This window comes from Bacillus sp. DNRA2, from assembly GCF_012843265.1.
Lineage (GTDB): Bacteria > Bacillota > Bacilli > Bacillales > Cytobacillaceae > Bacillus_BU.
Window position 1 is genome coordinate 1 of record NZ_JABAIT010000049.1, and the last position, 10,701, is coordinate 10,701.

Genomic DNA, 10,701 nt, shown 5'->3' on the forward strand with positions numbered 1-10,701 from the left:
TGTTTACCCATATCCATTCCCCTAAGGATTTATACGAACAGTGTATCGAACAGTTATCCACAAGTCGAGAATTTTATAATTTCCTAAACAATAAAAAAAGCTGTCGAATGATCGACAGCTTAAAATTATTACATTAGTATATTATTTCACTTCGGATTTAGAAGACTCTTCTTCAGTGTCCTGATCACCATAATCGTCTTCATCTAAATCCCCACCAAATTTTTCTTCCCATTCTTTTGCTTTCTTCATCCTACGTTTGTAAACAATCTTCGAAAGATTGATACTGATTTCATACAATAACAGAAGTGGAAGCGTTACAAGAAAATCAGACATAAAGTCTGGTGGAGTAATGATGATTGCAATAAATACCAAAACAAAATATGCGTACTTGCGTAGCTTTGATAAAACATAAGGATTAACAATACCTAGCGAAGTTAAAAACATCACCACGACTGGTAATTCAAAGAGCACTCCAAACGGGAGAGTCATATTCATGACAAAACGGAAATATTTTTCCGCAGTAAAGTTCGTTACAAACATCTCTCCGCCAAGGTTGATTAAGAAGCCTAAAACCATTGGGAAAATCACAAAATAACCAAACGCAATACCTATTACAAATAAGATAAACAAAGCAGGAATATATCCTAAAGTAACTTTAATTTCATTTGGTTTTAATGCAGGTTTTACGAACAACCAAATTTGTGTCGCCAAAACTGGGATCGTCGCAGCAATTGCAATGATGGATGCCAACATGATATAAACCCAAACAATATCACTTGGACCTAGAACGATCAATTTTACGTCCAAATCACGAACTAACCACGCATAAATTTCTTCGACATACATAAAGCCGATGATAAAAAATACGATTAATGATGCAACAGTTATAATTAAGCGTTTTCGCAATTCATCTAAGTGTTCAATCAGACCTAACTCTTTATCTTCCATATTCAAACCCCTGCCACTAAAAATCTCAACGGTGTAATCAGAAAAGTACCATCTAAGGTAGTACTGTCCTTATAACAACAATTTACTACTCCTATTTCAAAAAAAGGGGTGTAAGATAAATCTTACACCTTTTATTTTGTAGCTTTTTTCTTATCCTCTTCAAATTCTTCCATAACATCACTTGTAAGTTCACGAGTAGATTTTTTGAATTCGCGTAGTGTTTGACCAAAAGCACGACCGATTTCTGGTAATTTTTTTGGTCCAAAAATAATAAGTGCAAGAACAAGGATCAAAATTAATCCAGGCACACCGATATTTGAAAGCATAAGTACATCCCCTAACATTGAGTTAATATAATGCTACCATGATTATAGTATTAAAACGTAAATTTGTATTGCCATAATCATATTGTTCACAATTTATTCAAAAAAGAAAGCAATACTTCGTGATATGTGATTTTTAATATTTATATTGTTCACCTATTATGGCTCAGATATAACTATACGAGGAGATTAAATAGATGCTCATTTTTGTTGAGCTCCGTATACGGGAAGCCTTTTTTCTTCATCCGCGTAATTAAAGCTTCATAGTCATATGGATATTTCAGTTCAACTCCTACTAATGCCGGACCGTTTTCTTTATTATTTTTCTTCGTAAATTCAAAACGGACAATATCATCAGTTGGTCCTAATACTTCATCAAGAAACTCTCTTAAAGCACCTGCACGTTGTGGAAAATTCACAATAAAATAGTGCAATAGCCCTTCGAATTGTAGAGAACGCTCTTTAATTTCCTGCATTCTCGAGATATCATTATTTCCACCACTAATGACGCAGACAACCGTTTTGCCTTTAATTTCCTCACGATAAAAATCAAGAGCCGCAATTGGAATTGCACCTGCAGGTTCAGCAACAATCGCATGTTCATTATAGAGCTCAAGAATGGTTGTACAAACCTTTCCCTCAGGTACAGGAATGATATCATCAACAAGACTTTGGCAAATATCAAATGTCTTTTGACCTACACACTTTACTGCAGCTCCATCAACAAAACTGTCAATTTCATGCAACGCAGTCACTTGTTTATTGTTCAACGAGAATTTCATAGACGCTGCGCCTTCAGGCTCGACACCAATCATTTTTGTCTGTGGTGATACACTTTTCGTATAAGTTGCTAGTCCAGCCATTAAACCGCCACCGCCAATAGTCGCGAACATATAATCAATTGGGTCTTCTGAATCTTGGAGGATTTCCACAGCAACTGTTCCTTGACCTGAAATTACTCGTTCATCATCAAATGGATGAACAAATTGACGATTTTCACTTTCAGCACAGGCTCTCGCTTCTTTATAAGAGTCATCAAATGTGTCCCCTACTAAAATAATTTCCACAAAATCTCTACCAAACATTTCAACTTGGCTAATTTTTTGTCTTGGTGTTGTAGTTGGCATGAAAATTTTCCCGTGTACAGCTAATTGTCTACATGCAAAAGCCACACCTTGAGCATGGTTTCCTGCACTCGCACAAACCACACCATTGGCTAATTCTTTTTGTGATAAAGTATTCATCATATAATAAGCGCCACGCAATTTGAACGAACGAACATGCTGCAAATCCTCACGCTTTAAATATACATTACAATTGTATTTCTCGGATAACCGCTCATTTTTTTGTAATGGAGTATGGGCAACGATATCCTTAAGCTTCTGGTTTGCAATTAGAATGTCTTCTACCTGCACCCATTTCTTCTTGATTACCTTCTGTTCCATATCTTACCCTTCTTCCTTTATACCTTTATTAATATTCGTAAATTATACCACTTTGAAAGTTGATTTCAATGTTATTTTTTAAAAATTTTCATTTTTACAATCTTTTTTAACGGATAAAAAATTAGGGGATAAACATATACTAGTTAAAACGAAAATTGGGGTGAAAATATTGGAATTTTCATTATGCAGCCTTGACAGTGCCTTACCTGTAGAAATTACAATCGACGAGGATAACGGTAGATTTATGATTCGAAAGAGTGATATGAGTGGTGAGGTATTTAATAGTCCAAGGGAGCTAATTGAATGGGTTAAATCAAATTTTCGAGAAGATGAGTTTTGTGATAGTAGCGAATTTAAAGGCATGATGAACAGGCTTGATTCGTATGATACCAGCTCTAGTCTTTTTGGTTAGAATTTGATTAATTAACCCCTAAACCAAGTAATTCGCCCTAATGAGAATATTTCAAGTAAATGGTTGCCGTACAGTTATCAATCTAAATAAAAAGACTGTCCTAGTTTACAGACTCATACCTTAGGACAGTCTTTTTATTAAGCTGTTTTCGTAAAGAATGTTGCTTTTTAGCGCGTTCTAGGTGTAACCCTTCGAACAAGATTATTATAAACACAGGTTTCTAGCGGACACAGAGTACCTTATTTGCAGTAAAATCCTTCATTAAAAAGGTTTGCGGACATCAGATACCTTATTTAGCCAAAATCATGAAAGTTGGACAGTGATTTGGGCAAAAAGAGGATTCAATGTCCGCTTCCATCTCGAAAATACCGTTATTAGCACAAATAAAGGATTGGATGTCCGCTAATTTTTGCTTCCAAACATTCTCATCCAAAACGCAACATTCTTTTAGAATAGAGCCTTTTATTATTTATTTAAATTTTCTAAAATACTCTGTTTTGTGTCTTCTGCCAAATCCTTTACTTGAACTTGACCAAGTAGGTGAGATTCAATCGGTTTAGCGATTTTTAGCTTAATCGTTGCTGGTCGAACTAAGCGATTATTCTTTTCAAAAACATCTGCCGTACCACTGATTGCTATCGGCACGATTGGGACTTGACCATCAACAGCAATTCGAAACCCACCCGTTTTAAACTCTCCCATTGGTCCCCCTTTGCTTCTTGTACCCTCAGGGAATAAAATGAGCGAGTGACCCATTTTGACTTTTTCTATCGCTAATTTGATTGTTTTAATTGCCTGTCTTCGGTCAGCGCGATCGAGGAAAACACAGTTCATGACTGCCATCCAGTCTGATAAAATAGGAACCTTGCTTACCTCAATTTTAGAAATAAATCCAAATGGCTTCTTAATAGACGATAATAATACTGGGATATCAAAATCTCCGACATGATTGCATACAATCAAAGCCGGTCCTTCCGGTAGGTTTTCTTCCCCTTCAACGATAATGGTTGAGCCAGTTATTTTCATAATGGTACTGGACCATCTTTGTGGAATTTTATGTATAGTTGCATCCCTTACAGCGACTGGGATTCTCGGATCTAATTTTTTCATTTTGGATAAAGTGGGAACACTACAAATTAAGAATCCAACAAAATAGCTAAAGAAAGCTATTAATCGAAGCATTGCAATCAACCTCCTAAAAAATCTGCAATCTCCATTATAAATCAAATTCGTGTCGGAGCGGGGTGATAAAAATCAAAAAGTTTATGACACACAAAACACCAGAGGAACTCATTGAGCCACTCTGGTGTTTTCACAACACTACTTCCGTTCATAGATAAAGAACTCATAATCATATGGATTTTTTTCATCTTTGATGCCTTGCTCATTAAAGATTTGGTCCCATTCATTCATATCAATTTCTGGAAAATAAGTGTCTCCAGGAAAAATATCGTGAATTTTAGTAATATAAAGACGGTCTGCATATGGAAAAACTGAATGGAAGATTTCCGCTCCACCAATCACAAAAACTTCGTCACTACTAAGCGCTTTTGAATAGCTAATAAATTCATCCACAGAATGCACCACAGTACATCCTTCACTTTGATAATCGCGACTTCTTGTAATAATGATATTCTCTCTTCCTGGCAATGGTCGACCAATCGACTCATGTGTTTTTCGCCCCATCGCAATGGGATGCCCCATCGTAGTACGCTTAAAAAACTTCAGGTCCTCTGGGAGATGCCAAGGAAGCTGATTATCCTTTCCAATGACCCGATTTTCATCCATTGCCCAAATCAATGAAATCATACACTTACGACCCCCTTGATGTGTGGATGTGGGTCATAGCCTTCCAACGAAAAATCTTCAAACTTAAAGCTAAAAATATCCTTAACATCAGGATTAATTTTCATTATTGGTAAAGAACGTGGCTCTCTTGAAAGCTGCAACTTAACCTGGTCAAGATGATTTAAATAAATATGTGCATCACCAAAGGTATGAACAAATTCACCTGGCTCGAGGTTGCAAACTTGAGCAATCATCATGGTAAGTAGTGCATATGAAGCAATATTAAACGGCACGCCAAGGAATACATCAGCAGATCTTTGATATAACTGGCAAGACAGTTTTCCGTCTGCTACATAAAACTGAAACATGCAATGGCAAGGAGGCAGCGCCATTTTTGGTATATCTGCAACATTCCATGCATTCACAATTAAGCGTCTTGAATCGGGATTACTTTTCAATTGGTCAATTAATTCACTTATTTGGTCGACAGTTTGCCCATCAGCACCTGTCCAAGATCGCCATTGATGGCCATAGACGGGGCCTAAATTTCCTCGTTCATCCGCCCACTCATTCCAAATTCTTACGCCGTTGTCCTGTAAATACTGAACATTGGTATCGCCATTTAAAAACCAAATTAATTCATGAATGATTGATTTTAAATGCAGCTTTTTGGTTGTCATTAATGGGAATCCTTTTTCTAAGTCAAATCTCATTTGATGACCAAAAATACTAATGGTTCCAGTCCCGGTTCGGTCTTCCTTTTTGACACCATTATTTAAGACATCCGTACATAATTGCAAATATTGTTCCATTTAAAACACACCTTCTCTGACGTATCATTGTTTGAAAAACACATATAGTTTTTATTTTAACGTTAACTTGTAATAAAAACTAGGATAAGCTTTCAATAAAATCGAACGTTTTTGGCGCCTTCATTTTTAATATTTCTCTTGATCCTTCACCAAAGTAGTACATCGCAAACGTTTCAGCAAAATATTCTTCGGGATACGTTAGGAAATAGGCTTGTTTCGGAAACAATAGATCGGACTCTTGTTCCCAAATCTCAACGAACACGGGATTCGAACGGATTTCATCATATACATATCGATCGATAGAATGAGCCAATTCATGCAATTCCAAATTAATAGAACCATGTCCGTTGCCTTTTTCACTTGCACCGATTTTTACTAAAACGGTTTTACTCCCCCCGACACCTGGAACATCATCCCAGGTCTTATTGCTTTTATAACCTCGGGGAATCTCACCTTTTAAATGAGCAGCAGCGGGCTGATCAGTTAATTTCCCTTCAAATAAATGAATCTCGATTCCTGCTTTATTTATTTTCTCTAAAATAGAAGTCGGAAGCATATCCAAACGAGAGATGATCGCCCTTGCCTCTCGCTCGTCAAATTCAGCCTCTGGTAAATAAATGATTTCTCCAAGAATGTCCTCGGATTGTAAATTAAACGATTGCATTATTGGTGTAGTTTGACTAAAATCCTTAAGGGAAGTTCCTGTTTCATCTGCCTGTATATGACCTATTAACGGAACGGAGAAGGCAATCACCATGGTGATGAAAAATAATTTACGCATTGCTTCTTCTCCTTTCAAGTAAGATTGGAGGTATATGATGATAGAGAAGATAAATGATATGCATGTTCTATATTCAGTCGAGCTTCAATTAGATAGGGACCAAATCATCACTGTTGGTAAACTCGGAACCTTTCATTTTCAAAGAGGAACATATATATATATTGGAAGCGCCAAAAGAGCGATCATCTCCCGGTTAAATCGCCATAAAAAGGTGGATAAAGTTAAAAGGTGGCACATCGATTATTTACGGCCATTTTGCGAGATTACTAAAATTATAACATACGAGCTTGGAGACGGAGAGTGCAGTCTTGCTGAGAAATTAAGGAAAACAAAGGAGGGTACTTTACCCATCCCGGGCTTTGGGGCATCGGATTGCAAATGTCGTTCGCACCTGATTTATCTCGGTGCTCACCACAGCAAAAAGGAGCAGTCACAATCGTCATGATTGTAACTGCTCTTTTTTCAGAAAGATATTATATCAGTCATTTTCATCTACAAAGCATAAATGCTAATTTCCTGGTTGACTGCTTGTCTTCTTTTTCTTTGTAAAATGCACAACGAATGTCGCACCAAATGTAATCAACAAAATAATAAAGAAATAGATATGGTCGATATGTAGACCAAAGACACCTAAAAGCATTTTAACGGCAATAATCATAATTAAAATATAGGCCGATGCTTCGAGTTCTGGAATGCGGTCTATCAATTTCAAGAAAATACCTGCAACCCCACGCATCATGAGGACGCCCAGTATCCCCCCCATTAACAAAACCCAAACTTGGGTACTTATTCCAAATGCTGCCAAAACGCTATCAACTGAAAATGCAACGTCCATTAACTCAACTGATACGACAGTACCCCAAAACGTCCCAAAAAGTCTAAATATTAAACCATTTTGATTTATACCGTCAACCTCTTCATCAACATGAATGTCCTTTTTCCGGTCGATAAAGTATTTGATGGATAACCATGCTAAGTAGCCAGCACCCAGTACTTTTACCCACCATAATTCAATTAAATAAACGCCCACCCCGATCGCGATAAAACGGAAGGTGTATGCTCCCAACAACCCATAGAACAGCGCTTTACGGCGTTGATTTACTGGTAAGTGTTTCACCATCACAGCAAGCACAAGAGCATTGTCTGCTGATAACAATCCTTCAAGAACAACAAGTGTTCCAATTAATCCCCAACTAACAGGGTCAGTTAATACTTGTACCCACATACTTAGATCAAAAAACTGAGCATATGTGTCTAAAAAGCCCTGAATCATTTAAAGCTCCCCATTCATAAAACTTACTTTTATCCCTAGATATCATCGTGTCAATGACTGTCTTTTATTCATGTTTAAGAACTCATCCAATTTGGAGGAGTATTTTTCGCCCAGTATATGGCACCTAAATCATGGTGCGTTTGAAAATCATCATGATAGGTATGATAGTGAAAATTAAACCAATATCCATCGTGCGGAGGTTGATCACGACGAACATGGAAACGGATTACATCCAAACCAGTTTGCTCATCTGTAATATGAAAGATTTTTTCCGATTTCCCTTTACCAGGTCCTTCTGAAATAGCTAAATGAACCAGGTCTTCTTCTGGATATTGCTCGGCGACAATGCTAATAACCTTTTCAATATTCGGCAAAATGACATTCTCGAATTCACCTTCAATTTTCGGCTTGATACGATCACCAAATTTTTGAAAGGAAAGCTCTTTTGCATCCTTTACACGTAATTGTACCCATTTTTGCTTATTTGACTGCAGATTTTCTTCGCGTTCATCTAACAAATTTTCATTTTGCGAATCAATAAGGCTTACAGAAGAAGCTTCAAGAGTACTTTGTTCTACCATTTCACGTTCTAAGGTTTTCTGGGCACTAGTCTTGTCAATTAATAACGATTGTGGTGGAGCAACAAGTCCAAATGTGAATACCGAAATTAAAACGACGAGTGACTTTTGCAACCATTTTGGCATGGACTATCAGCTCCTTTCTATGGCTGTATTTTATAATGGTTAAGAATTCCACATGCTTTAATATTTTGGAGCGCAGCAATTATTTCAGATTCTGGCTGAACCAACGCAATCCTTACGTACCCCTCTCCCCAACGTCCGAATGCATTTCCAGGTGTTACCACAACATTTGCCTTCTCAAGCAATTGCACCGTGAATTCAGTTGAAGTAAATCCTTCTGGAACTTTCGCCCATATAAACATAGATGCTTTGGGACTATCAATTTGCCAACCGAGTTCCGCTAAGCCTGATATTAATAAATCTCTACGACGTTTATAAATCATCCGATTTTCTTCAAGGTAATCAGAGCTGTCAGTTAAAGCTAATGAAGCAGCTGCTTGTATTGGTAAAAAAACACCATAATCAAGGTTGGTCTTTAATTGATTAAGCATACTGATCAGCTCTGGATTTCCTAATGCATACGCGATTCGACAACCGGCCATTGAAAAACTTTTCGAAAGGGAATTCATTTCAATCCCAACATCTTTCGCTCCAGGTATCGACAGAAAGCTAATTGGCTTTTCGTCAAAATATAGCTCAGAATAAGCAAAATCATGCAGCACAACGATATGATGCTTTTTGGCAAACTCAACAACCTTCTTAAAGAATTCTGGTGTAGCCATTGCCGGGACTGGATTACCTGGAAAATTAAGAATCATTAATTTTGTTATCACCAGTACATCGAGAGGAATCGCCTCTAAATCAGGTAAGAATTGATTTTCCGCCAGTAATGGCATGGGATAAATTTCAGCTGAAGCAAGTTTAGCTCCCGCAAAATATGCGGTATAACCTGGATCAGGCATCAAAATATAATCGCCAGGATTACATAAAACCAAGGGTAGATGGACCAAACCATCTTGAGAACCCATTAATAACAGTACCTCATCTGTTGGGTTTATTGATACTGAAAAGCTTCGTCGATAATACGCTGAGACTGCTTGGTGGAAATCTGCAGTACCTACTAAGGAATAGGCGTATGCATCCTTATGTGTCACCATTTCAGCTAGCTTTTCTCTTACAAATACAGGAGGAGGAAGATCCGGACTCCCTATGCTTAAATCAATTACATGATGGCCCAGTGAAAGCTTTCGTTTCTTTAATTGTGTTAACTCAGCAAAAACACTTTGTGTAAAAGCATTCATGCGCTCCGCAGAATCGATTTTCATTACCCTTCCTCCAATAAATCATCCAACTCTATTATAATTACGTTCTATTATACTCTTATTTTCGATGAAAGAAAAAGGGGGCTTCTGGAATCATTTTTCTAAAATACCAAAATGAAACTTAGCACTCTTTCGTCTCATTACCTCAAAACCAAATCTTTCAAACCGATTGCTACGAAAATGATTTTTAAGAACCACCCTTTGTCTAGTAACTCGCAATGCTTCATGAATCAATTCATCATTCAGATTCTCATGAAGAGCAAATTGGCTTAATGCTTTGATTCCATCTGATTCAATGACTGGTTCTTCAAACATTGGATCAAAATAAACTACGTCAAAACTGTCATTAGGCTGTGTTTTTAAAAATTCTAACGAATGTGTGTTGTGTAACTTAACCCGTTTCATTGCTTCATTCATACTAGGTAGCCCCGAATCCCATTCTTGCAATCCACGTGTGACGATAAATGCTAAATATTGATTCGCTTCGGTCCCAATGACTTGTCCCATTTCACCAACGCCAAAACTTGCGACAATACTATCTGAAGCAAGACCAACCGTACAATCAAGCATGGACATTCCGGGTTTTAGCCCGGCTGCATCAAGAAACGGGTCATGTTCTCCGTTTAACAGGCGTTTTATTCGAAACATCGCCGAATTTGGATGAAAGAAAAATGGTTCCGTCTCACCAAATGGGTATAATTCAATCCGATTTTTCCCGAAGACAATACAATCATCTTGTAATTGTTTTTGCAGCGTCCATACAGACTGTTTATTGCGATCATGATAAGGAATTGCAAGCTCATGGGCTAACTGTTTTGTCAAATTAATCATTTGCCCATCAGTACGTCCTGCAGTCGTGATAAACATAGTGCACCTCTAATGTCTCATTTCTCTCGGAATTTTACTAAACTTCCCGTAATCGAGTAGAGGGAAAATAAGATTATTATTTTCGCCCCTCTCACACCACCGTACGTACGGTTCCGTATACGGCGGTTCAATTTATATTACAGTGTGTA

13 protein-coding genes are annotated in these 10,701 nt (G+C 37.4%); 2 read left to right on the forward strand and 11 right to left on the reverse strand.

Annotation, left to right across the window (positions count from 1 at the left end):
• Positions 1-141 precede the first annotated feature (141 nt).
• The 3 genes from tatC to ilvA all read right to left on the reverse strand — a co-directional run bounded on the left by tatC (position 142) and on the right by ilvA (position 2,716).
• Positions 142-948, reverse strand: a complete 807-nt coding sequence (tatC, locus tag HHO41_RS21520; protein ID WP_169102550.1) for a twin-arginine translocase subunit TatC — start codon at positions 946-948, stop codon at positions 142-144.
• Between the two features lie 131 nt (positions 949-1,079).
• Positions 1,080-1,274: a twin-arginine translocase TatA/TatE family subunit gene (locus HHO41_RS21525; RefSeq protein ID WP_147533696.1), complete on the reverse strand. Its 195-nt coding sequence runs from the start codon at positions 1,272-1,274 to the stop codon at positions 1,080-1,082.
• 173 nt (positions 1,275-1,447) lie between these two features.
• A complete protein-coding gene (gene ilvA / locus HHO41_RS21530; RefSeq protein WP_169102552.1) occupies positions 1,448-2,716 on the reverse strand; it encodes a threonine ammonia-lyase IlvA in 1,269 nt (422 codons plus the stop codon).
• Between the two features lie 169 nt (positions 2,717-2,885).
• Here ilvA and HHO41_RS21535 point away from each other — a divergent pair, with 169 nt between their 5' ends.
• Positions 2,886-3,128: a hypothetical protein gene (locus HHO41_RS21535; protein ID WP_169102555.1), complete on the forward strand. Its 243-nt coding sequence runs from the start codon at positions 2,886-2,888 to the stop codon at positions 3,126-3,128.
• Between the two features lie 465 nt (positions 3,129-3,593).
• Here the strand turns inward: HHO41_RS21535 and HHO41_RS21540 are convergent, their stop codons facing one another.
• From HHO41_RS21540 to HHO41_RS21555, 4 genes are all read right to left on the reverse strand, one after another.
• Positions 3,594-4,310, reverse strand: coding sequence for a lysophospholipid acyltransferase family protein (locus tag HHO41_RS21540; protein ID WP_169102557.1), 717 nt, complete (start codon positions 4,308-4,310; stop codon positions 3,594-3,596).
• Positions 4,311-4,448: 138 nt separating this feature from the next.
• The gene (locus HHO41_RS21545) at positions 4,449-4,937 is read right to left on the reverse strand and encodes a dihydrofolate reductase (RefSeq protein ID WP_169102559.1); all 489 of its coding nucleotides are present in this window, start codon (positions 4,935-4,937) and stop codon (positions 4,449-4,451) included.
• A complete protein-coding gene (locus tag HHO41_RS21550; protein ID WP_169102561.1) occupies positions 4,934-5,728 on the reverse strand; it encodes a thymidylate synthase in 795 nt (264 codons plus the stop codon). Before HHO41_RS21550 ends, HHO41_RS21545 begins: the two co-directional genes overlap by 4 nt.
• A gap of 79 nt (positions 5,729-5,807) precedes the next feature.
• Positions 5,808-6,509 (reverse strand): anthrax toxin lethal factor-related metalloendopeptidase, encoded by a 702-nt coding sequence (locus HHO41_RS21555; RefSeq protein ID WP_169102563.1) that lies wholly within the window; start codon positions 6,507-6,509, stop codon positions 5,808-5,810.
• A 37-nt stretch (positions 6,510-6,546) separates the two neighbouring features.
• Between HHO41_RS21555 and HHO41_RS21560 the strand changes: the two genes are divergently transcribed.
• Positions 6,547-6,954, forward strand: coding sequence for a GIY-YIG nuclease family protein (locus HHO41_RS21560; protein ID WP_169102565.1), 408 nt, complete (start codon positions 6,547-6,549; stop codon positions 6,952-6,954).
• 63 nt (positions 6,955-7,017) lie between these two features.
• On the opposite strand, the gene HHO41_RS21565 is transcribed toward HHO41_RS21560, so the two are convergent.
• The 4 genes from HHO41_RS21565 to HHO41_RS21580 all read right to left on the reverse strand — a co-directional run bounded on the left by HHO41_RS21565 (position 7,018) and on the right by HHO41_RS21580 (position 10,552).
• Entirely contained in the window at positions 7,018-7,782 is a 765-nt protein-coding gene (locus HHO41_RS21565) for a TerC family protein (protein WP_169102567.1), read from the reverse strand.
• Positions 7,783-7,856: 74 nt separating this feature from the next.
• Positions 7,857-8,486 (reverse strand): YpjP family protein, encoded by a 630-nt coding sequence (locus HHO41_RS21570; protein WP_169102569.1) that lies wholly within the window; start codon positions 8,484-8,486, stop codon positions 7,857-7,859.
• A 17-nt stretch (positions 8,487-8,503) separates the two neighbouring features.
• Positions 8,504-9,688 carry an LL-diaminopimelate aminotransferase gene (locus tag HHO41_RS21575; protein WP_169102571.1) on the reverse strand — a complete coding sequence of 395 codons (1,185 nt, stop codon included), beginning with the start codon at positions 9,686-9,688 and terminating at the stop codon, positions 8,504-8,506.
• Between the two features lie 90 nt (positions 9,689-9,778).
• Positions 9,779-10,552 (reverse strand): class I SAM-dependent methyltransferase, encoded by a 774-nt coding sequence (locus tag HHO41_RS21580; RefSeq protein ID WP_169102573.1) that lies wholly within the window; start codon positions 10,550-10,552, stop codon positions 9,779-9,781.
• Positions 10,553-10,701: the final 149 nt, after the last annotated feature.